This is a genomic window from Corynebacterium singulare (genome assembly GCF_000833575.1).
Taxonomy (GTDB): Bacteria; Actinomycetota; Actinomycetes; order Mycobacteriales; family Mycobacteriaceae; genus Corynebacterium; species Corynebacterium singulare.
This window is the reverse complement of the sequence record NZ_CP010827.1, coordinates 1,589,238-1,608,630: the sequence shown is the minus strand read 5'-3', so window position 1 is coordinate 1,608,630 and position 19,393 is coordinate 1,589,238. Positions and strand designations below refer to the sequence as shown.

The following is a 19,393-nucleotide window of genomic DNA, read 5'->3' as shown; positions in this document are numbered from 1 at the left end:
CCTGTGACGCATCAACAGTAACGGAGGCTGGGTTATTCCCACTCGAGGGCGTCGACAAGCGTGGCAAGGTCGGCGGGAGTGGCAATGGCCAGCGGGCGCTGCGAGCGCTCGCCGTCCTCGGTGAGGAGGACAGCGCTGGGGTGAGTGCCATCCGCGGCAACGTCGGTGAGGACATCGACGACCTCTTGCGCGGTAGCGGTGCGCGGCAAGAACTCGGCACGGTCCTTGCTCTCAGCCATCGTGAGCACCGCGCTTATCGACGCCCCATTGATCACCCCATCGTCGCTTAAATCCGCCGCCACCCAGCGCGCGATGACATTGGTGGTGAGGAGCGCCTGGAAGACTCCAGAATCATAGATGGGGATTTGGGAGTATCCCGTTCTATCGATGAGCGCGAGGGCCTCCAGAATGTCTGCCTCGGGGCTGAGAGTGGTGACCTCACGCTCGGAGAGAAGAGACTGGGCAGTGGGAGGGTCCGTCAAAAGGCGCTGAAGGTTTTCAAGCTGCTCAAGGACCTGCGGATGCGGGGTAGCAATGGGATCGCCATCATAATAGCGCCCATGTGCGATGGCATTGCGCAGGTTGGAAAAGTCCTTGAGCTGTTCGGCCTGGCGTTTACTCATGAGGTGTTTGTCGTGTGCGCGGTCCACTATCCACCAAAAGGAATCGGAATTCTTCGCGCCGATAGCTTGACGGAGGAACTGTTCGATCTCATTGAAGGCGGCAAAGAAGCGCGCTAGGGTGTTGTCGCTCATGACGCCCCAGTGTACGGGTCAAAACGGCGACACCGCCCCGAACACCACTATGGGTGCGGGGCGGTGTGGCGCCGGGCGGTGGTTTAGAAGACCACGCGCAGCACGGAGACGGTGACAGCGGCGATAGCAGCTGCAGCCGGAAGGGTGATAACCCACGCTAGGGCAATGGGCTTCATGAGGTTCCAGTTTGCGGCGCGGTTGACAACACCGACACCCAGAACAGCACCAATGAGGATGTGGGTGGAGGAGACCGGCAGACCCAGCAGGGATGCAGCCATGACTACGGCGGCGGCAGCCAGCTCAGCGGCGAAGCCAGAGGACGGGTGCATCTGAGTCAGACCAGAACCCACGGTCTGAATAACGAAGCGGCCGATGAACCACAGGCCAGAAATCAGCGCGATACCCATGCACACCATAACGGGCAGCGGGACGGATACCTCATCAGAAATCTGGTTGGTCTTCAGAACGTCAAAGACCGCAGCGAAGGGGCCGATGGCGTTAGCGATATCGTTCGAGCCGTGGGAGAACGCGAAGGCAGATGCGGTAAAGACCTGCATCCAGGAGAAGAGAAGGAAGGTCGAACGATCCAGGGACTTCTTCTTCAAGGAACGAGCAAAGATGAACACAGCCATCCAGACTGCGGCGCCCACCATGCCCATGACGAGGAGGTTCTGCAGGGTAGAGAAGTCAACACCGGTGTGCTTGAGACCCTTGAAGAGAACCATTGCGGAAATGATGATGGCGCCCAATGCAGCGAGCACCGGAACCCAGTTCTCCAACGCGCGGTGGGCATCGACATCATCCAAATCCTTGTTGATGTCGTGAAGTTCGCGGTAGTACTCGGACTCGAGAGCCTCAGGGTCGTAGTCCTCTTCGGAGGTCAGGGCAGCGTCACGGGCCATCGCATTGGTGTAGGAAATCTGCTGCAGTTCGTTCATACGCTCAAAGCGAGACTTGTGCTCCTTGCGGAGCTCAGCGCGGCGAGTCTTAATCTCACGCAGACGCTGGTCAGCAGACTCGTTGTAGACAAGGATAGAGGTCTTAATCCACTTGAAGAGCAGGTAGGCAGCGATACCGCCAAGGACCGGGGAAAGGACCCAGGAGATAGCGATTTTGCCGATGCCGCCCCACTGAACCATGTCCATGCCGCCCTTGCCGGTAATGAAACCAACGGTAAGCGCAGCACCGACGATACCGCCGACGATGGAGTGAGTGGTGGAAACAGGCCAGCCCATGCGGGTGGCAACGAGCAGCCAGATTGCAGCGCCCAGCAGGGAAGACATCATGATGTAGACGAATTCCATCGGGTCGAGGCCGTCGATGGCATTGAGATCCACGATGCCGGAGCGCACGGTATCCGTCACCTCGCCACCGGCCAGGATGGCGCCGGAGACCTCGAAGATGGCGGCGACTGCAAGGGCCTGCTTCATAGACAGGGTGCCGGCGCCAACGGAAGTACCGAAGGAGTTGGCGACGTCATTGCCGCCGATGTTGAATGCCATGAAGAGGGCGAAAATAATGGCGGTAACGAGGAGGATGCTGCTGGATCCATCGGCGATCTCTCCGTTGCCCCACACGATGAAGAAGACGAGGGTGGCGGCGGTGAGGACGCCGAAGAACAGGTGCCAAATCCAATCCCTGTTCTTGCCGTTTACCTTCTCAAGGTCCGGCATCGTCGGTGTGGCGGTGCTCAAAACGTCGTTCCTTTCTAAAGGGAGCCGCTCCGCGACGGACCGTGGAGGGGCTTGCCAAGTGCTTAAAGATAGAGAGGTACCCGCCACAGTTCGGCGGGGCCGCGAATAGCGTAAAGAACCGAAGTGGACAACAGATGAACAACTCGTAGCTAGGGCCTTAAACTTTTTAAGTATTTGACCCTTTGCTCGCTGTGCGAACTTATGCGCTGTGGCGCCCATCTCTGTGGGTATAAAAAAGTGCGCAGCACTGCACGAATGGGGCTGCGCACTGGGGTGGTGGGTGGCTCGGGAGCCGCTCACAGATGATTAAGACTTATAGTCTGCTTAAGACTTGTAGACACCGCGTTCCAAGGTATCGCACTGTTCCATCTTGCCTGACTCATAGCCCGCCAAGAAGTACTTTGCGCGGTCTTCGGAGGATCCGTGGGTCCACGTATCTGGGCGGACCTCGCCACCAGAGCGGCGCTGGATGTTGTCATCGCCCACCGCACGGGCGGTGTTCACAGCGTCCGTCACCTGCTGTTCGGTAATGGTCTCCAGCAGGGCGTCCTCGCCTTCATCGGCATAGTGCGCCCACAGGCCTGCGTAGCAATCCGCCTGCAGCTCAATCTTGACGGCGTTAGAGTCCTCGCCGGGGTCGTTGTAATTGGAAAGACTTAGAGTGCCCTCGATCTTCTGGATGTGGTGGCCAAACTCGTGGGCCACGATGTACATCTGTGCGAGCGGAGCGTTTTCACCTCCGAAGTTGCGGAGCTGGTCAAAGAATGCGGTATCGAAGTAGGCCGATTCATCGGCTGGACAGTAGAAAGGTCCCGTTGCGCCGGAGGCCTGGCCGCAGCCAGTCACCGTGGTGTTGCTGAAAATGACGCGGCCGGGTTCGACGTAATCTAGTCCCGCCTGCTCTGGCAGTACAGTTTCCCAGACCTTGTCTACGGACTGGGCGGCAAACATCACGCGGCAGTCATCGTATTCGTTGCCATCTTCCGCCGTCTTGCAGTGTGCGAATGCATCCTCGCCGCTTTCCTCAGGGCCGACCTGGGTTTGGTCCGGTTGGGACTGGCTACCGGTGATAGCACCCGGATCGCCACCGAGGAGGAGGTAGAGACCGATGAGGAGGAGGGAGCCAACGCCGCCACCGGTGGCAATCATTCCGCCACGGCCGCGTCCGCCGGAGCTGGCCCGCTTGCCGTCAAAACTTGCGCCAGATTTGAAAGTCATGGACAAGATTTTGCCACAAGGAACGCAACCGAGTGGGACTGCGCGGGGAGCAGCGCCACTAGCCTCGCCTGCCCCCAGCGCTGAGCGCGTGCGGTAGGGGCGGTAGACTTGGGCCGTTCAAGTTCTTGTGCTCCTCGGCGCGTGCTGTTTACGCGTGGCGTGGGTGGGCATGAGCGTCAACAATGAGAAGGGATTGAACAAACGTGCTGCGTACACATTTGGCAGGCGAACTGCGCAAGGAGATGGCGGGGGAGACCGTCACGCTGACGGGTTGGGTGGCTCGCCGTCGCGATCACGGCGGTGTTATCTTCATCGACCTGCGTGACCGCTCTGGTGTTGCCCAGGTTGTTTTCCGCGAGACTGACGTGGCCGAGCGTGCCCACGATCTGCGCTCCGAGTACTGCGTCAAGGTCACCGGTGTAGTCGAGCCGCGTCCGGAAGGTTCCGCGAACCCGAACCTGGCTTCCGGTGAGATTGAGATCAACGTCACCGAACTCGAGGTGCTTAACAAGTCTGCAGCACTGCCGTTCCAGATCGATGACCCGTCCTCCTCCGGTGAAGTAGGCGAGGAAACCCGCCTGAAATACCGCTACCTGGACCTGCGTCGCGAGCGTCAGGCTGAGGCTCTACGCCTGCGCTCGGCCGCCAACCGCGCCGCCCGTCAGGTACTGGACAGCCACGATTTCACCGAGATTGAGACTCCGACCCTGACGCGTTCCACCCCGGAAGGTGCTCGCGACTTCCTCGTTCCGGCTCGCTTGAAGCCGGGCAGCTGGTATGCCTTGCCGCAGTCTCCGCAGCTGTTCAAGCAGCTGCTCATGGTCTCCGGAATGGAGCGTTACTACCAAATCGCCCGCTGTTACCGTGATGAGGATTTCCGCGCAGACCGCCAGCCGGAGTTTACTCAGCTTGACGTTGAGATGTCCTTCGTGGACCAGGATGACGTTATCGCGTTGGCAGAGGAAATCGTGTCTGCCCTGTGGAAGCTCATCGGTTACGAGATCACCACTCCGATCCCGCGTATGACCTACGCCGATGCCATGAAGTATTACGGCTCTGACAAGCCGGATTTGCGTTTTGACATCAAGATCACCGAGTGCACAGAGTTCTTCAAGGACACGACTTTCCGTGTCTTCCAGAATGAGTACGTTGGCGCAGTAGTTATGGATGGTGGTGCCTCCCAGCCGCGCCGCCAGTTCGATGCCTGGCAAGAGTGGGCCAAGCAGCGCGGCGCTAAGGGTCTGGCTTACATCACCATCGCTGAGGACGGCACCCTGGGCGGTCCGGTGGCAAAGAACATCACCGATGCCGAGCGTGAGGGCATCGCTGAGCACGTTGGCGCGAAGCCGGGTGACGCTATTTTCTTCGCCGCAGGCGACACCAAGTCTTCCCGCGCTCTTCTCGGCGCTGCCCGCGGCGAGATTGCTAAGAAGCTTGACCTCATCAAGGACGGCGACTGGGCCTTCACCTGGGTTGTAGATGCCCCGTTGTTCGAGCCCTCCGCCGACGCAACTGCTTCTGGCGACGTGGCTCTGGGACACTCCACGTGGACCGCTGTCCACCACGCTTTCACCTCTCCGAAGCCGGAGTACATGGACTCCTTTGATAAGGAGCCGGGCGAGGCCTTGGCGTACGCCTATGACATTGTCTGCAACGGCAATGAGATCGGTGGTGGCTCCATCCGTATTCACAACCAGGATGTACAGAAGCGTGTCTTCGACGTCATGGGTATCGGCGAGGAGGAAGCGCAGGAGAAGTTCGGTTTCCTCTTGGACGCATTCCAGTACGGTGCACCGCCGCACGGCGGTATCGCCTTCGGCTGGGACCGCATCGTCTCCCTGCTCGGTGGTTTCGATTCCATCCGCGACGTTATCGCTTTCCCGAAGTCCGGCGGCGGCGTTGACCCGCTGACCGATGCCCCTGGCACCATCCCGGCGGCGCAGCGCAAGGAAACCGGCGTGGACTTCAAGCCAGAAAAGGCTGCGAAAGCTGATAAGTCCGCAAAGGACGAGGTAGAGGCACAATAGAGGTAAAGGCAGAATAAGTGACGGCAGGCTGCGTTAGCAGCCAAAAGTCTTGAGGCCGGCCTCGAGCCACGCTAGTGCGACGCATCTATGTGTAGGTGCGTCGCACATGTCAGCTGTGAGGCGAGTACCATCGATGAGCCAAAGACAAGTGGAGGCAGACGAGCCAGTGAATGCTGTGGAGCAGGGATCAGTCGAAAGTACCGTGGTGGCGGAGGCATCGCAGATGCTCTCGCGCCGCTTTGGCGGCGAACCGGAATTGAGCGATATTGAGACCCTCAGCGGCTCCGGTAATGCCGTCGTGGTCCGCGCGCGTACCGCCCCCAGTGCTTTCTTTCCGTACCGCTCTGTTGTTATTAAATACAACCCAGTCACTGGCCACACCATCGACGACGCAGCACTGCTTCGGGAAGTCGTGGCATATCAGTTCACCACCTCTCTGTCTGAGGAGGTGCGGCCGGGGCCGGTGTTGCTCGCCCACGACGTCGATAAGCGCATTCTCGTGCTGTCTGACGCCGGTGATGGCGACACTTTTGCCGACACTCTTGCCCGCAGCGGCGAGGATGAGCGTCGTGACCTGCTCCGAGGTCTTGGCAGCGCGCTGGGCAAAATGCATGCTGGGACAGCCAGCCGCAAGGAAGACTACGACGCGCTGCTCAACCGTCAGCTGCGTCATCATCCGGAATATGCTGAGCACCAGGCATTGCGGGATGATTCGCTGCAAAAATCCATCCTTATCGGCGCCGAAATCCTCCGCGAGGCAGGCATTGAGCCCTCGGAACACGTGCTGGAACGTGCCCGCGAGGCGACGAAGAACCTGAGCTCCGGCCGAAACCGCGCTTTCACCCCCTTTGACTTGTCTCCGGACAACATCATTGTGGGCGAGACTGTGACGTTCCTGGACTACGAATGGGCAGGCTTTCGGAATGTGGGCTTCGACGTCGCCTGCGTGGTAGCCGGGTTCCCGCAGTTTCTCTTTACTCGTCCCATCACGGATGACGAAGCAGAGGTGTTTATCCACGCCTGGCAGCGCCGCATCGTGGATGTCTGGCCGCAGCTCGCGGATGAAAAGACGCTGCATGAGCTCATCGTCGCCTGCATTATCGGCTGGGCTCTGTCCAGTGTTACCACCATGTATGCCGGCGGTATTGAAGGTGTGGTGGCATTGGCCGAGGGCAATGCGGATGTCTACCACGACCCGAAGCGCTCACTCCTGCGGCCTTCGGACCACGGCCCTTTCACTGAAGATGAAGTACTCATCCGTCGTGATCTTTATGAAACGTTTGAGGCATTGTCGCGCTTTGCCGCACAGTGCCAGAGTGATGGTTGCGGCTCTGTGTCTGAGTTTGGCCGGCAGGTAGCCGGGCGTCTGCGGGAGTCCTGATGGGTCAAGGGTCGCTTTTCGGCGATGAGCCCGCCGCCCAACCTCCAGCTGCCGCCGGTGCGGATATGTTCGCTACGCATTCCGGTTCGCCGTTGGCTGCGCGCATGCGGCCCCAGAGCTTGGACGAGGTGGTGGGGCAGCAGCATTTGCTGGAGCCGGGAACTCCGCTGCGGCGTCTGGTGGAGGGCTCTGGCGACGCCTCCGTTATCTTGTACGGCCCGCCCGGTACCGGCAAGACCACTCTGGCTTCCCTCATCGCGGCTTCGCTGGGAGACAATTTCGTGGGTTTGTCTGCGCTGGACTCCGGCGTTAAGCAAGTCCGTGAAGTCATTACCCACGCGCGCCGCGAGCTTATTGAGGGACGCCGCACCGTTCTTTTCATTGATGAGGTTCACCGCTTTTCCAAGACACAGCAGGATGCGCTCCTCGCTGCGGTAGAGAACCGCACCGTCCTGCTTGTTGCCGCCACCACGGAGAACCCGTCCTTCTCTGTCGTTGCTCCGCTACTTTCGCGTTCCTTGTTGTGCCATCTGCAGCCACTCGATGACGCTGCGCTTCGCACCCTTGCCGAGCGCGCCCTGGCAAGCGAGCGAGGCCTCAACGGAAGAATCACTGCGAGTGATGAAGCCCTTGACCAACTCGTGCTGCTCGCCGGGGGAGATGCTCGGCGCACTCTGACGTATCTGGAAGCGGCTGCTGAGGCTGTTCCTGATGGCGAGGAACTTACCACGGACATTCTCACCGCCAACGTCAACCGGGCCGTTGTTCGCTACGACCGTGACGGAGACCAGCATTATGACGTCGTCTCTGCATTTATCAAGTCGATCCGTGGCTCCGATGTCGATGCGGCCTTGCACTACTTGGCCCGCATGGTGGAGGCAGGGGAGGACCCGCGCTTTATTGCCCGCCGCCTCATAGTGCATGCGTCTGAGGACATTGGCATGGCGGATCCGACGGCCCTTCCTACAGCTGTGGCCGCTGCTGAAGCAGCCGCGCTCATTGGGTTACCTGAAGCGCGTATACCACTGGCACAAGCCACCATCCACCTGGCCACAGCGCCCAAATCCAATTCTGTTATCAACGCTATCAACGCCGCACAAGCCGATGTCCAGGCCGGCAAGATTGGGCACGTGCCGGCACACCTGCGTGATGGGCACTACGAAGGTGCGAAGCGCCTAGGTAATGCGGTGGGCTATGCGTACCCGCACGATGATCCGCGCGGCGTGGTGGCGCAGCAATATTTGCCAGACGCGCTTGTCGACGCCACCTATTACCACCCCACCGACCACGGCGCGGAAAAGCGCGTGCGTGACTATTTAGGTCGGTTGCGGGACATCATTCGGGGGCGGCGTCGATAAGCGTAGCCCGTGGCAGGTAAAGTTGAGCGCTGACTAGAAACCACTCAACAGTGAAGGACTTTTGCTCGTGAAGACTCATGAGATCCGGGAACGCTTTACCCAGCACTTCGTCAAGAACGGTCACGAGGCCGTTCCCAGCGCGTCGCTGATCCTGGATGACCCGAACCTGCTCTTCGTCAACGCCGGCATGGTTCCCTTCAAGCCCTATTTCCTGGGCCAACAGAACCCGCCGTTCCCCAACGGCACTGCTACCTCCATCCAGAAGTGCGTGCGCACGCTGGACATTGAAGAGGTTGGTATTACCACTCGCCACAACACTTTCTTCCAGATGGCCGGTAACTTCTCCTTCGGCCAGTACTTCAAGGAAGGAGCTATTACCCACGCGTGGACGCTGCTAACGGGCTCGGTGGACGATGGCGGACTGGGGCTTGATCCGGAGCGTCTGTGGGTCACTGTGTACCTCGACGATGACGAGGCCGCCGATATTTGGCACGAGAAGATCGGCGTGCCCCGCGAGCGTATCCAGCGCCTCGGCATGGAGGACAACTACTGGTCCATGGGTATCCCCGGACCGTGCGGCCCCTGCTCCGAGATTTACTATGACCGTGGTCCTGAGTACGGCAAGGACGGCGGCCCCATCGCGGACGATAACCGCTACATGGAGATCTGGAACCTGGTCTTCATGCAGAACGAGCGCGGCGAAGGCATTGGTAAGGGCAACTTTGAGATCGTTGGCGAACTGCCGAAGAAGAACATCGATACCGGCATGGGCATTGAGCGCGTGGCCTGTATCCTGCAAGACGTTGACAATGTGTACGAGACCGATCTCCTGCGCCCAGTCATCGACGTAGCCCAAGAGCTAACCGGTGCCACGTACACTCCGGATGCGCCGAAAGAAGACCTCATTCGATTCCGTGTGGTGGCAGATCACTCGCGTACCGGCATGATGCTCATTTTGGATGGCGTCACCCCGGGTAACGAGGGCCGTGGCTACATCCTGCGCCGCCTGCTGCGCCGTATCATTCGCTCCGCCAAGCTGCTGGGCGCACAGGGCGAGACCATGGAGCGCTTGATGAGCACCATCATGGACACCATGACGCCGTCCTACCCGGAGATTGCGGAGAACCGCGAGCGAATCCTCCGCGTCGCCGTGGCCGAGGAAAAGGCCTTCCTCAAGACTTTGGAGTCTGGCACCAAGCTTTTCGACGAAGCCGTGGACCAGCTCAAGCACACCTCGCGTGCGGCGACCCCGAAGGTCCTTTCCGGCGCGAAGGCCTTTGAGCTGCACGATACGTATGGTTTCCCCATTGACCTCACTCTGGAGATGGCCCAGGAAGCAGGTTTGAGCGTTGATATGGACGGCTTTGATGCCGCCATGGGCGAGCAGCGCCGTCGCGCGAAGGCTGATAACCAGGCCAAGAAACATGGTCATGCCGACCTCTCTATCTACCGTGAGTGGGTGGACAACAACCCAACTGTCTTCACCGGCTACGACACCCTTGAGTCGGACGCCAAGGTGATTGGCCTTGTACGCGACGGTGAGAAGGTCACCGAGGTGCAGGCGGGAGACACCGTCGAGGTCATCCTTGATCAGTCGCCGCTGTACGCCGAGTCCGGCGGTCAGACTGCTGACCGTGGCCGCATCATCTCCGGCGAGACCCTGCTCGAGGTCGGCGATGTTCAAAAGGTGGGCAAGAAGCTCTGGGTTCACAAGGCTACCGTGACCTCCGGAGGACTGGAGCTGGGAACCGGCGTAACCGCCGAGGTAGATCAGCAGTGGCGCCACGGTGCCGTCCAGGCGCACTCTGCGACGCACCTCATCCACGCCGCCTTGCGTCAGGTGCTCGGCCCCACCGCAGTCCAGGCTGGTTCCTTGAACCGTCCGGGTTACCTGCGTTTTGACTTCAACTACACCGAGCAGCTCAGCCAGGAGCAGCTCGAAGAGATTGCTCTCATTACCAACCAGGCCGTGGACCAGCACTTCCCGGTTCATACCATCGAGACTTCCCTGGACAAGGCTAAAGAAATGGGCGCCATGGCGCTCTTTGGTGAGAACTACGGCTCTGAGGTTCGCGTTGTTGAGATGGGCGGCCCCTTCTCCATCGAGCTGTGTGGCGGTACCCACGTGGCGAACACCTCCGAAATCGGGCCGGTTTCCGTCTTGGGCGAGTCCTCCGTGGGCTCGGGCGCGCGCCGCATCGAGGCCTACTCGGGTTTGGATGCCTTCCGCTACTACTCCAAGGAGACGGCCCTTGTCGAGGGCGTATCCCGTGAGCTCAAGGTGCAGACAGAAGACTTGCCGGAGCGCATCGCCCAGCTCACTGAAAAGCTTAAGGCTGCAGAAAAGCAGATCGCTGACCTGCACAAGGCCCAGCTCATGTCCCAGACCGCGGACATGATTGCGGGGGCGACCGACGTCAACGGTTTCACCGTGGTGTCCGCCAAGTTGCCGAATGGAGTTAACGGCGGTGACCTGCGCACGTTGGCTTCTGACATCAAGAACCGCCTCGGAGACGCTGCCGGAATCGTGGTGCTCGCTTCCGAGAACGAGGGCGGCAAGCTGCCGTTCATCGTTGGCGCCACCAAGGCCGCGAATGAGCGAGGCGTCAAGGCCGGTAACCTGGTCAAGACTATTTCTAGTTACGTTGATGGCAAGGGCGGCGGTAAGCCGGATATGGCTCAGGGCTCCGGTGCCACTGCAGCCGGCCTGGATGCGGCCTTCAACGCTGTTCGAGACGAGCTTTCTGCTCTATAGCAACGAGCGACCACTCGGAGGAGGAACTGCATGGCTGTTGAACCGGATAAGCCAGGAGTAGATGACCCAGGCCCAGGCCGTCGTCTTGGGCTCGACGTGGGCACCGTGCGTATCGGCGTGGCGGTGTCGGACCGAGAGGCACGCATGGCTATGCCGGTTGAAACCGTGCAACGCGAAACCGGTTTCAAGGACCGCGATAAGGGCGACATTGATCGCATCCTCGAAATCATTCGTGAATATGAAGCCGTGGAGGTGGCCGTCGGGCTGCCGCGCGATCTCAAGGGCAATGGCTCAAAGAGTGTGAAACATGCCAAGGAAATAGCGTTTCGTATCCGCCGCCGCTTGGCAAAAGATGACACGATGAAGACAACTCCGCCCGTGCGTTTGGTGGATGAACGCCTGACTACAGTGGTGGCTACCTCCGCGCTGCGAGCCTCCGGCGTGTCAGAAAAACGCGGCCGCTCGGTCATTGACCAAGCGGCTGCGGTGGAAATTTTGCAATCCTGGCTGGATGCGCGCCATTTCGCGTTGAACGGCCACCAAACTTCAAACCTAGGAGACGAAGTACGTGAGCCGTAAACCATCACGCATTGGACGCTCGATGGAGCCCCACCACGTTAAGCGCCGCCAGCGAGGACTGGCAGTACTTATCGCCAGCCTAGTTCTCATCATCGGTGCACTGGGTTACATCGGATTCCGCCTTCTGGGAGGAGGAAGCAGTTTGGATTACGAAGGACAGGGCAATGGTGTTGTCCAGCTCGTTGAAGTTCCCGAGGGATCGTCCATGAGCCATCTGGCCCCTGAGCTCGCCGAAAGAAACGTGGTCAAGACTGCGGAAGCCTTCTCCTCCGCGGCCAATAGTAACCCCCGCGCGAGCCAAGTTAAGCCGGGCTTCTACCGTCTCCAAGAGGAGATGAGTGCAAAGTCTGCCGTGGAAGCTCTTCTCGATGATGCCAACATGGTTGATCTCCTGGATGTGCAGGGAGGCGCTACGTTGAGTGACGTCAACGTGCTCGGCGGCGATGTTCGTTACGGTATTTACTCGTTGATCTCCCAGGTCTCCTGCAAGGAGGGCGGCTGTGTTTCGGCGGAGGAACTTGAGAAGATTGCTGCCACTGTAGACCCTGCAGAGTTGGGCGCTCCTGAGTGGGCTCTGGATGCCATCCGTGCGCGTGGTGAAGATCCAAAGCGCCTCGAGGGCCTCATCGCACCAGGCCAGTACGTTCTTGACCCGAACATGGATGCCCAGGAAATTCTCACCGACCTCATTAGTCGTTCGACGAAGAAATACAACGACACGAACATCGTCGAGCGCGCCGAGGCCGTTGGGTTGTCTCCGTATGAGCTGCTCACCTCCGCCTCCTTGGTGGAGCGTGAGTCCCCGGCAGGAGAGTTCGATAAGGTCGCCCGCGTTATCCTTAACCGCCTCGATGAGCCGATGCGCCTGGAACTTGATTCCACGGTGAACTACGGGCTTGAGGACGTCGAGCTGGCTACCACAGATGATGACCGCGGCCGCGAGACACCGTGGAACACCTACGCCAAGGATGGTTTGCCGGATACCCCAATTGCGTCGCCATCGAACGAGGCCATTGATGCTATGGAAAACCCGGTGGAGGGCAACTGGCTCTTCTTCGTTACCGTAGATAGCCAGGGCACCACGGTATTTACGGACAACTACGACGAGCACCTTGCCAACGTGGATGAGGCAGTACGCTCGGGCATTCTGGATAGCCAGCGTGATGCGGAGGGCGCCGACGAGGCACCTGCCGATGCGCCGGCTGAGGGGCAGTAGGCTCATGCCCCGCGCCGCGGTTCTAGGCAGTCCCATTGCCCATTCGCTGTCCCCAGTTCTCCACAATGCCGGCTATGCCGCGCTGATGCTTGAGGATTGGGAATACACCAAGCATGAGGTGACCGATTTGCCCTCCTTTTTGGAGACGGTCGGGGAGGACTATCGCGGCTTCTCCGTCACCATGCCGCTCAAGTTTGATGCTTTGAAGTGCGCCGATATCGTTAGCGAGCGCGCCGAGCTGATCGGCTCCGCCAACACTCTGGTGCGCACGGATTCTGGGTGGCGTGCGGACAACACCGACACTGAAGGTGTTCTTGGTGCGCTGGAGGAGCTGTTGGGAGAAACTAGGCCTGCCACTGTGCTGCTCATCGGGGCTGGGGGCACCGCGCGTCCAGTCCTGTGGGGTCTAGCACAGCGCGGAGTAACCCACGTTACTGTGCTCAATCGTTCCGATCGTCGTGCCGAGTTGCGCCCGCTTGCCGACGCCCTCGGGATCACCCTCCGTGCCGCCACCTTCACCGAGGACCTCATGGGCTTAGCTCGATCGGCAGACCTCATCGTGTCGACCGTGCCCGCGGCTGCACTTGAGGGTCACCTCTCACAGCTGGCTCAAGCTCCTGTGTTTGATGTGATTTATGATCCCTGGCCAACACCCTTGACCGTGTATGCGGCCGCTGATGGTTTTGCCACCGTGGGTGGCCACATCATGTTGGCTAACCAGGCCTATTCACAGTTCGAGCAATTCACTGGTCACACTGCACCGCGTCAGGAGATGCTTGCGGCTCTCAACGCCGCGCTGTCCTAGTCACCAGGCGCGAGGCGCCCCGGCACTGTAGTGTCAAGGCCCATGGGGGTTCTTATATTCCTGGCGTGGGGGTGCGCCTTATTTGTCTATGACGTGCGGTACAAACGCCTGCCTAATTTCCTCACACTTCCCGCGGCCGCTGTGTCGCTGTGGTGGTTTAGTCCAGCTGGGCTTGTGTGGCCCGGAATGTACCTAGCGTTGGCGCTGACTTTCCGCACTGGCAGCATCGGGGGCGGTGACCTGAAGTTGGCGCTACCGCTGGGCATGATGGTTGCCCACGTAGGGGGAGTGGTGGGGGTGTTGGGGGCGATGATGGGGGCGGCGCTCAGCACTGTGCTGTGGGGCATCGTGGTGAGGGACAAAGCTCCTGCACACGGGCCTGGCATGCTGATCTCAGCCGCACTTGTAGTGATGTTTAGCACCAACACGGTGTGATTGATAGCCCAGTGGCACCGAAAGTACACCTGGCGTGCGATAATGGTCGGCATGCTTCGTTGGACTACCGCAGGTGAATCCCACGGCCAAGCGCTCATCGCACTGATCGAGCACATGCCCGCCGGGGTTCCCGTCTCTCAGAATGACATTGCTCTCCAGCTCTCTCGTCGCCGTTTGGGCTATGGCCGTGGCGCCCGCATGAAGTTCGAGGCTGATGATCTGACCTTGCTTAGTGGTATTCGCCACGGAAAGACCCTGGGCAGCCCTATTGCCATCATGATCGGTAATACTGAGTGGCCGAAGTGGACTACCATCATGTCTCCGGACGCTCTTGACGTCGATGATCCCGAGGTAGCCAAGGCCATGGCCTCTGGCCGTGGCGCGCCCCTGACACGCCCACGCCCGGGCCACGCTGACTTCGCTGGCATGGTGAAATTTGGGCACGAGGAGGCACGCCCTATCCTCGAGCGTTCTTCTGCCCGCGAGACTGCTGCCCGCGTGGCGGCAGCAACCGTTGCGCGCAACTTCCTGCGCGAGACTCTTGGCGTGGAGGTGCTGTCTCATGTCATTTCCATCGGTCCATCTGATCCTTATGAGGGTCCGCACCCACGCTTCGCTGACCTCGAATCCATTGATGCTTCACCGGTCCGCGCTTGCGATAAAGCGGCGGAGGAATCGATGATTTCGGAGATCGAATCTGCCAAGAAACAAGGCGATACCCTCGGAGGTATCGTCGAGGTTATCGTCGAAGGCCTCCCTATCGGTTTGGGGTCTCACACCTCTGGCGAGGACCGCCTGGACGCACAGCTTGCTGCTGCGCTCATGGGCATTCAGGCTATTAAGGGCGTGGAAGTTGGTGATGGTTTCGAGGAGGCACGTCGCCGTGGTAGCGAGGCCCACGATGAAATGGTGCGCGTGGACGGGGGAGTAGAACGCGAAAGCAACCGCGCCGGTGGGCTTGAAGGTGGCATGACCAATGGCCAGACCCTGCGCCTTCGCGCAGCCATGAAACCGATTTCCACCGTTCCGCGCGCTCTCAAGACCGTGGACATGGCGTCCGGTGATGCGGCCACCGCCATCCATCAACGGTCAGATGTCTGTGCTGTGCCAGCCGCAGGTGTCGTCGCTGAAGCCATGGTGGCGCTCGTGTTAGCCCGCGCTGTCCTGGAGAAATTCGGCGGTGACTCCCTCGAGGAGACTAAGCGCAACATTGCCAACTACCAGGAGTATGTTGCCGGACGTTTTGAGTGGGGTGACGCATGAGTTCCCCGCACGTTGTCCTCGTTGGCCCGCCCGGCGCCGGAAAATCCACCATCGGACGCCGCCTTGCGCGCGCTCTGAACTGCGAGCTCGTGGATTCCGATGAGCTCATTGAGGCTCGAGAAGGTAAGCCCTGCGGCGAGGTTTTCTCGGCGCTAGGAGAGCCCACTTTCCGCGAAGTTGAAGCTGAAGTCGTCCGCGAAGCTTTGACCACACCAGGAGTGGTGAGCCTAGGCGGCGGAGCCGTCCTGACCGAGTCCACTCGCACGCTGTTGGATAATCTCACCGTCGTCTTCCTCGACATCACCCCGGAAGAGGGCGTGGCTCGCACGCTGGGGGATGCCAACCGTCCCGTGCTCAACTCGGCCGATCCCCTCGCACACTATGCCCAGCTGCTTGAGACCCGCCGACCGCTGTACGCGGAGGTTGCTGACCTCAAAGTGCGTACCGGCGTGCGTTCCCCGCAGCAGGTGGTGGGCGATATCCTCAGCTTCCTCGAAACCCTGTAAGTTCTATCCCTTCTTCACCGCACAAGGAGCGCCCCGACCATGCACATCATCCCGGTTAACGGCCCCTCGCCCTATGAGGTGACCATCGGCACAGATCTGAGCGAAAGCATTGTGGAGCGCGCCGCGTCCATCGGCGCGGCTAAGGTGGCTATCATCCACCAGCCACCTCTTCTCGCGGCCGCACACGCCCTCGCCGCCGCAGCCGAGAAGCGCGGGGTGGAGGCCACTCTTGCAGAGGTTCCTGATGCCGAAGCAGCGAAGCAGCTCGACGTACTGGCCCATCTGTGGGATGTCCTAGGGCAGGCAGGTTTTAGCCGCCGCGATGCGGTGATCGGCTTGGGCGGCGGGGCCGTCACGGACCTTGCGGGGTTTGCAGCGGCAACGTGGATGCGGGGCATTCCCGTTATCCAAGCACCGACGACCTTGTTGGCAATGGTGGACGCTGCCGTAGGTGGAAAGACCGGTATCAACACGTCTGCCGGCAAGAACTTAGTGGGCGCCTTCCACGAGCCAGACTCCGTCTTCGTGGACCTTGAGCGTTTGCGCACCCTTCCGGACGATGAAATCGTGGCGGGCTCGGCCGAAATCATCAAGACAGGATTTATTCATGATCCGGTCATCATCGAGCACTACATCAAGAATCCAGCCTTGTGCCTTGATCCAGACGGGATTCTACCGGAACTCATTGAGCGCTCTATCGCGGTTAAGGCCCACGTTGTGGGCCAGGATCTCAAGGAATCCGGTCTGCGAGAAACTCTCAATTACGGCCATACCTTCGGCCATGCAGTGGAGCGGCGTGAGCGCTACATCTGGCGCCATGGCCGCGCGGTGGCGGTAGGAATGATGTTCATCGCCCACCTGTCCCACGCCCGTGGGTTGATAAGCGCCGACCTCGTGCAGACCCACCGCGAGATTCTGGAGTCCGTGGGGCTTCCCACCACCTATGAACAAGGCCATTTCGAAGAGTTGGTGGAAGGCATGCGCCACGATAAAAAGAACCGTGGTGGCCGCATCCGCTTTGTAGCGCTCACGGGAATCGGGGAAACCACTCGAATTGAAGACGCCACCGATGATGACCTCCGAGCTGCGTACACCAAGCTCAGCGCCTAGGCTTTAAAACCACCATACGTACAGGAGAATGTCATGACGATCCTCGTCCTCAACGGCCCCAACCTCAACCGCTTGGGCAAACGTCAGCCGGAGATCTACGGCAGTGAGAGTCTGGGGGACATCCAAAAGCGAGTTCGAGAGGCTGCGGGGCAGGAGGAGATCATTTTTTTCCAGTCCAACCACGAGGGCGAACTTATCGAGCAGGTCCACCGCGCGGCGGACGAGGGATGGCCAGTTATTATCAACCCTGGCGGCTTTACTCACACCTCGGTGGCATTGCGCGACGCGTTGGCAGAGGTCGCCGACGGAGCCGGCTTCGTAGAGGTCCATCTGTCGAACGTGCATGCTCGTGAGGAGTTCCGTCAGCACTCCTATCTCAGTCCTATCGCACGCGGCGTTATCGCCGGTCTAGGCTCTTATGGCTATATCGCGGCTCTGGGGTACTTCCTGGCGGATTAGCTATGATGGAGTATCGCCTAAAAATTGATAGGAGTGGTTCTCACATGGCTTTAGCTGATACTCGCTTTGGTAACCGCCGTCGCAAGCTCGCCTCCACGTTGTCTGGGCAGCGCATTGACGCCGTCGTCATTACGCATCTGACACACGTGCGCTATTTGACGGGCTTCTCTGGCTCCAACGGCGGCCTGCTGCTGCGCAAGGACCTCTCCGCGCTCATGGCCACTGACGGCCGCTACACCACGCAGATCGCTGAGGAAGTGCCGGACATTGAGGCCGTTCTCGGTCGCGACGTCGGACCGCACTTGCTGAGCCAGCTCTCCGGTGAGTTGCGCGTGGGGTATGAGGCTGATTATGTCAGCGTGTCTCAACTCAAGCGTCTGGAGAAGGCCGCTCCGGAAGGCGTTACCCTTGTGCCAGTCAGCGGAGTGATAGAGGATATCCGCCTGGTCAAGGATCGTGTTGAGCTGGAGAAGCTTGAGGAACTCGCGGCATTGGCAAACCAAGCTCTTACCGAGCTTGTAGAAAATGGTGAAGTCGCTGCTGGTCGCACCGAGCGCCAGGTGGCTGCGGACTTGGAGTACCGCATGCGCATGCTCGGTTCTGAGCGCGTGAGCTTCGATACCATCGTCGCATCCGGTGAGAACTCTGCGAAGCCTCACCACGGTGCCGATGACCGTGAACTGCGCAACGGAGACCTTGTCACCATTGACTTCGGCGCGCATCTGCGCGGCTTCAACTCTGATTGCACCCGCACCTTTGCTATCGGTGAGGCCACCGAGTTCGCCAAGGAAATTTATGACATCGTTCTGCGTGCCCAAGAGGCGGGTGTTAAGGCTTCGGTGCCGGGCACCGCGCTTGTCGACGTTGACGCGGCCTGCCGCGACATCATCACCGAGGCCGGATACGGCGAGTACTTCGTGCACTCTACGGGACACGGCATTGGTCTCGACGTCCATGAGGGCCCCTCGGCCGCCAAAACTGGTAAGGGTGAGCTCGCAGAAGGCATGACGCTAACCATTGAGCCAGGCATCTATGTGCCGGGCAAAGGTGGCGTGCGCATTGAAGACAGCCTCATCATCACCTCCGGCGCTCCGAAAATTATCACCGCCTATCCGAAGGACCTTCAGGTCCTCTAGACGGGCCAAGCGCAGGGAGGGAGTCGGCGCGGCGAGCACCGACCCCCTTTCCACAGTGTGAGCCTGCCGTACGGTATGCTTAGACACTGTTTTCATAGTTTCTACTTCAATGTATTCAGGAGAGTCATTACATGGCAGATACCACTGACTTCAAGAACGGCCTCGTTCTGAAGATCGACAACAAGCTGCAGCAGATCGTTGAGTTCCAGCACGTGAAGCCGGGCAAGGGTCCCGCTTTCGTGCGCACCAAGCTCAAGGACGTGGTCTCTGGCAAGGTGACGGACAAGACCTTCAACGCTGGTGTCAAGGTGGAGACCGCTAACGTCGACCGCCGCGACATGACCTACCTGTACAACGATGGCACGAACTACGTGGTCATGGACGACAAGACCTACGAGCAGTACGAGCTTCCTTTCGACAAGTTCGGTGACGCCGGCAAGTTCCTGCTAGAGAACATGCGCGTGCAGGTTTCCTTCCACGACGGTGAGGCACTCTTCGGTGAGCTGCCGATTTCCGTCGACCTGAAGGTCGAGCACACTGAGCCGGGCCTGCAGGGTGACCGCTCCAACGGTGGCACCAAGCCGGCCACCTTGGAAACCGGTGCTGAGATCCAGGTTCCGCTGTTCATCGAAATCGGCAACGTCCTGAAGATCGATACCCGCACCGGCGAGTACCTCTCCCGCGTCAACAACTAAG

17 protein-coding genes are annotated in these 19,393 nt (G+C 59.9%); 14 read left to right on the top strand and 3 right to left on the bottom strand.

Going from position 1 to position 19,393, the window contains the following annotated elements; all coding sequences use genetic code 11:
- Positions 1-32 precede the first annotated feature (32 nt).
- From CSING_RS07460 to ypfJ, 3 genes are all read right to left on the bottom strand, one after another.
- Positions 33-755, bottom strand: a complete 723-nt coding sequence (locus tag CSING_RS07460; protein WP_042531079.1) for a CBS domain-containing protein — start codon at positions 753-755, stop codon at positions 33-35.
- 83 nt (positions 756-838) lie between these two features.
- Positions 839-2,449, bottom strand: a complete 1,611-nt coding sequence (locus CSING_RS07455) for an inorganic phosphate transporter (protein WP_042531078.1) — start codon at positions 2,447-2,449, stop codon at positions 839-841.
- Between the two features lie 324 nt (positions 2,450-2,773).
- A complete protein-coding gene (ypfJ, locus tag CSING_RS07450; RefSeq protein WP_042531075.1) occupies positions 2,774-3,667 on the bottom strand; it encodes a KPN_02809 family neutral zinc metallopeptidase in 894 nt (297 codons plus the stop codon).
- Positions 3,668-3,870: 203 nt separating this feature from the next.
- Here ypfJ and aspS point away from each other — a divergent pair, with 203 nt between their 5' ends.
- The 14 genes from aspS to efp all read left to right on the top strand — a co-directional run bounded on the left by aspS (position 3,871) and on the right by efp (position 19,392).
- Positions 3,871-5,694, top strand: coding sequence for an aspartate--tRNA ligase (gene aspS / locus CSING_RS07445; RefSeq protein ID WP_042531073.1), 1,824 nt, complete (start codon positions 3,871-3,873; stop codon positions 5,692-5,694).
- Positions 5,695-5,827: 133 nt separating this feature from the next.
- On the top strand, positions 5,828-7,075 hold the full coding sequence (locus tag CSING_RS07440) for a phosphotransferase family protein (RefSeq protein WP_042531071.1): 1,248 nt from the start codon (positions 5,828-5,830) through the stop codon (positions 7,073-7,075).
- A complete protein-coding gene (locus tag CSING_RS07435; protein ID WP_042531070.1) occupies positions 7,075-8,433 on the top strand; it encodes a replication-associated recombination protein A in 1,359 nt (452 codons plus the stop codon). The genes CSING_RS07440 and CSING_RS07435 overlap by 1 nt, the downstream gene beginning before the upstream one ends.
- Positions 8,434-8,500: 67 nt before the next feature.
- A complete protein-coding gene (gene alaS / locus CSING_RS07430) occupies positions 8,501-11,188 on the top strand; it encodes an alanine--tRNA ligase (RefSeq protein ID WP_042531068.1) in 2,688 nt (895 codons plus the stop codon).
- 30 nt (positions 11,189-11,218) lie between these two features.
- On the top strand, positions 11,219-11,767 hold the full coding sequence (gene ruvX, locus CSING_RS07425) for a Holliday junction resolvase RuvX (protein ID WP_042531066.1): 549 nt from the start codon (positions 11,219-11,221) through the stop codon (positions 11,765-11,767).
- Positions 11,768-11,789: 22 nt separating this feature from the next.
- On the top strand, positions 11,790-12,983 hold the full coding sequence (gene mltG / locus CSING_RS07420; RefSeq protein ID WP_042531064.1) for an endolytic transglycosylase MltG: 1,194 nt from the start codon (positions 11,790-11,792) through the stop codon (positions 12,981-12,983).
- 4 nt (positions 12,984-12,987) lie between these two features.
- A complete protein-coding gene (locus tag CSING_RS07415; protein WP_042531062.1) occupies positions 12,988-13,788 on the top strand; it encodes a shikimate dehydrogenase in 801 nt (266 codons plus the stop codon).
- A 42-nt stretch (positions 13,789-13,830) separates the two neighbouring features.
- On the top strand, positions 13,831-14,223 hold the full coding sequence (locus CSING_RS07410; RefSeq protein ID WP_042531060.1) for a prepilin peptidase: 393 nt from the start codon (positions 13,831-13,833) through the stop codon (positions 14,221-14,223).
- A 51-nt stretch (positions 14,224-14,274) separates the two neighbouring features.
- Complete coding sequence (gene aroC, locus CSING_RS07405; protein WP_084226231.1) at positions 14,275-15,486, top strand: chorismate synthase; 1,212 nt, start codon at positions 14,275-14,277, stop codon at positions 15,484-15,486.
- Complete coding sequence (locus tag CSING_RS07400; RefSeq protein ID WP_042531056.1) at positions 15,483-15,992, top strand: shikimate kinase; 510 nt, start codon at positions 15,483-15,485, stop codon at positions 15,990-15,992. Before aroC ends, CSING_RS07400 begins: the two co-directional genes overlap by 4 nt.
- Positions 15,993-16,031: 39 nt before the next feature.
- Positions 16,032-17,102, top strand: coding sequence for a 3-dehydroquinate synthase (gene aroB, locus CSING_RS07395; protein ID WP_042531054.1), 1,071 nt, complete (start codon positions 16,032-16,034; stop codon positions 17,100-17,102).
- Positions 17,103-17,135: 33 nt separating this feature from the next.
- Positions 17,136-17,561 carry a type II 3-dehydroquinate dehydratase gene (gene aroQ / locus CSING_RS07390; RefSeq protein ID WP_042531052.1) on the top strand — a complete coding sequence of 142 codons (426 nt, stop codon included), beginning with the start codon at positions 17,136-17,138 and terminating at the stop codon, positions 17,559-17,561.
- Between the two features lie 44 nt (positions 17,562-17,605).
- Positions 17,606-18,697: a M24 family metallopeptidase gene (locus tag CSING_RS07385; RefSeq protein WP_042531050.1), complete on the top strand. Its 1,092-nt coding sequence runs from the start codon at positions 17,606-17,608 to the stop codon at positions 18,695-18,697.
- A 131-nt stretch (positions 18,698-18,828) separates the two neighbouring features.
- Positions 18,829-19,392 carry an elongation factor P gene (gene efp, locus CSING_RS07380; protein WP_042531048.1) on the top strand — a complete coding sequence of 188 codons (564 nt, stop codon included), beginning with the start codon at positions 18,829-18,831 and terminating at the stop codon, positions 19,390-19,392.
- Position 19,393 lies beyond the last annotated feature (1 nt).

What these genes read in the sequence shown, in the direction of transcription:
- mltG (WP_042531064.1), top strand. Translation starts at nt 11,790, where the DNA reads ATGGAGCCCCACCACGTTAAGCGCCGCCAGCGAGGACTGGCAGTACTT.
- CSING_RS07415 (WP_042531062.1), top strand. Translation starts at nt 12,988, where the DNA reads ATGCCCCGCGCCGCGGTTCTAGGCAGTCCCATTGCCCATTCGCTGTCC.
- CSING_RS07440 (WP_042531071.1), top strand. Translation starts at nt 5,828, where the DNA reads ATGAGCCAAAGACAAGTGGAGGCAGACGAGCCAGTGAATGCTGTGGAG.
- CSING_RS07400 (WP_042531056.1), top strand. Translation starts at nt 15,483, where the DNA reads ATGAGTTCCCCGCACGTTGTCCTCGTTGGCCCGCCCGGCGCCGGAAAA.
- aroC (WP_084226231.1), top strand. Translation starts at nt 14,275, where the DNA reads ATGCTTCGTTGGACTACCGCAGGTGAATCCCACGGCCAAGCGCTCATC.
- CSING_RS07435 (WP_042531070.1), top strand. Translation starts at nt 7,075, where the DNA reads ATGGGTCAAGGGTCGCTTTTCGGCGATGAGCCCGCCGCCCAACCTCCA.
- CSING_RS07385 (WP_042531050.1), top strand. Translation starts at nt 17,606, where the DNA reads ATGGCTTTAGCTGATACTCGCTTTGGTAACCGCCGTCGCAAGCTCGCC.
- CSING_RS07410 (WP_042531060.1), top strand. Translation starts at nt 13,831, where the DNA reads ATGGGGGTTCTTATATTCCTGGCGTGGGGGTGCGCCTTATTTGTCTAT.
- ruvX (WP_042531066.1), top strand. Translation starts at nt 11,219, where the DNA reads ATGGCTGTTGAACCGGATAAGCCAGGAGTAGATGACCCAGGCCCAGGC.
- CSING_RS07460 (WP_042531079.1), bottom strand. Translation starts at nt 755, where the DNA reads ATGAGCGACAACACCCTAGCGCGCTTCTTTGCCGCCTTCAATGAGATC.
- efp (WP_042531048.1), top strand. Translation starts at nt 18,829, where the DNA reads ATGGCAGATACCACTGACTTCAAGAACGGCCTCGTTCTGAAGATCGAC.
- ypfJ (WP_042531075.1), bottom strand. Translation starts at nt 3,667, where the DNA reads ATGACTTTCAAATCTGGCGCAAGTTTTGACGGCAAGCGGGCCAGCTCC.
- aroB (WP_042531054.1), top strand. Translation starts at nt 16,032, where the DNA reads ATGCACATCATCCCGGTTAACGGCCCCTCGCCCTATGAGGTGACCATC.
- aroQ (WP_042531052.1), top strand. Translation starts at nt 17,136, where the DNA reads ATGACGATCCTCGTCCTCAACGGCCCCAACCTCAACCGCTTGGGCAAA.